General features: G+C 31.9%; 3 protein-coding genes. All 3 read right to left on the bottom strand.

Features of this window, described 5'->3' with window-relative positions; genetic code table 11:
• On the bottom strand, positions 1–461 hold a 461-nt coding region (gene greA / locus AA81_RS00935; RefSeq protein ID WP_103897910.1), incomplete at its 3' end, for a transcription elongation factor GreA.
• Between the two features lie 35 nt (positions 462–496).
• Positions 497–949 (bottom strand): transcriptional regulator NrdR, encoded by a 453-nt coding sequence (nrdR, locus tag AA81_RS00930; protein ID WP_103078904.1) that lies wholly within the window; start codon positions 947–949, stop codon positions 497–499.
• Between the two features lie 27 nt (positions 950–976).
• The coding region (gene whiA / locus AA81_RS00925; protein ID WP_103897909.1) for a DNA-binding protein WhiA at positions 977–1,492 on the bottom strand (516 nt) is incomplete at its 5' end.

Genomic DNA, 1,492 nt, shown 5'->3' with positions numbered 1-1,492 from the left:
TCTATTTTTTTTGAGCTTCCTCTAGCTGTTTTAATGTTGATAACTTCCCCTTTTCTTCTTCCTAGTAATGATCTTCCAATAGGAGATTCAATACTGATTTTACTTTCTTCGATATTGGCCTCTTGAGGGGTAACTAGCAGGAACTCCTGCTCTCTATTCAATCTATAATCTTTTATTTTCACCTTTTTTCCCAAACTTACGGTAGAATTATCGTGATTGCCTCCATTTTCAATTATTTCAGCATTGTCTAATATATAATCTATCTCTTTGATTCTGGAATCTATCATTCCTTGTTCGTTTTTTGCCTCTTCATACTCACTATTTTCTGATAGATCTCCCAATTCCCTGGCTTCTTTAATCCTTTCGGCAACTTCCCCCATAAGTCTTTTTTTAAGCTCTTCTCGTTCCTTCTTTAATTTTTCGTACCCTTCTCTGGTTAGTTTGTATACTTGTTCAGCCACTTTTGTATCGCTCCTCCCATTTCTAATAATGGTGATTAACTATTTTTTAATTCTCTTATAGCTTGTAAAAAACTGTCTAAATCTCTAAATTCTTTATACACCGAAGCAAATCTTACATAAGCAACCTGATCAATTGATTTCAGTTGTTCCATAACCTTATCACCGATTTCAGAAGAGTAAATTTCTGAATTGCCACTTCTTCTTAATTCTTCTTCTATGTTATCAACAATTTCTTCAATTTGATCGGTGCTCACAGGCCTTTTTTCACATGCCTTTAAGATCCCATTCATTAGTTTTTTTCTATCGTAAAGTTCCCTTCTGCCGTCTTTTTTTATTATTCTTATCCTTGTTTGTTCATATCTTTCATATGTTGTAAAACGAGCTTGACATTGCAAGCATTCTCTTCTTCTTCTTATGGAAGTGCCGTTACTAGCTGGTCTTGAGTCTAGAACTTTAGTTTCCTCGTAACCACAGAAAGGACATTTCATAATTATTGCACCACCATTTTATCTGAATTAGGTATTTTTTAGAGATTCGGCAATTTTTGAGATTTTTTTTAGTTTGTTGTATAAAGTAGATTTTTTCATTGATAAAGATTCTGCCATGTTGCTCAAACTTGCATCTTCATTTTCTAATCTAAAAGCTGCTATTTGTTTTAGGTCATATGGTAAACTATCTAAACCTATACTTTCTTGAATAATTTGTATATCCTTAATTTGCTTTATTGAGCTATGAGCTGTTTTTGATGAATTAGCAGATATTAAATTAATAGTTCTTGTTACGTTACTTCGTAGATCCCTTATATCCATCAATTCGCTTAATTCTTTTACTTTTTCCTTGGCATTGAGAAGCTCAAGAATATTCAAAATGTCATCGCGTGATTTTATGTATACTTTCGAGCCTTTACTTCTATTAAAAAATCTGGCATTTACACCCAAAAGACTTTTAAATGTTCTAACTAAATCCTCTTTAAATATATTGTTTGTTTTCAAATTGAATTCTAAATGATAAGATTCTTTTACTGATATAGA

The organism is Petrotoga halophila DSM 16923, assembly GCF_002924615.1.
Note: the sequence above shows the minus strand (reverse complement) of the source record. Positions and strands in the feature narration are given on the sequence as shown.

Coding starts and splice junctions, on each gene's coding strand:
- nrdR (WP_103078904.1), bottom strand. CDS start 949: ATGAAATGTCCTTTCTGTGGTTACGAGGAAACTAAAGTTCTAGACTCA.